Source organism: Achromobacter sp. RW408 (genome assembly GCF_003184165.1).
Taxonomy (GTDB): Bacteria; Pseudomonadota; Gammaproteobacteria; order Burkholderiales; family Burkholderiaceae_B; genus Achromobacter; species Achromobacter xylosoxidans.
In genome coordinates, this window is sequence record NZ_QHHO01000041.1 from 1 (window position 1) to 308 (window position 308).

Here is a 308-nt window from a genome sequence, read left to right on the forward strand (position 1 = left end):
TGGCCGCTCAGGGCGCGGCTGCCGACGCAGGAGATGCCGTAGTCGCTGGGTTCTTCCGACAGGAAGTCGATGACCTCGAAGGGATGCTCCAGCTCGATGCCGTGTTCCCGCATGGTGTGGGCGACCTCGATGCCGGCCAGCACGCCGATGATGCCGTCGAAGCGGCCGCCGCTCATGACGGTGTCGCAGTGCGAGCCGGTGGCGATGGGCTTGCGGTGCGCGTTGCGGCCGGCGCGGGTGCCGATGAGGTTGCCGCCGGCGTCCAGGCGGGTGGTCAAACCCGCGGCCTCGAATTCACCGCGCAGCCA

General features: G+C 69.8%; 1 pseudogene. It reads right to left on the reverse strand.

What is annotated here, in order from left to right:
• A pseudogene (locus DK459_RS09945) lies at positions 1–308 on the reverse strand (M20/M25/M40 family metallo-hydrolase); the annotation flags it as partial.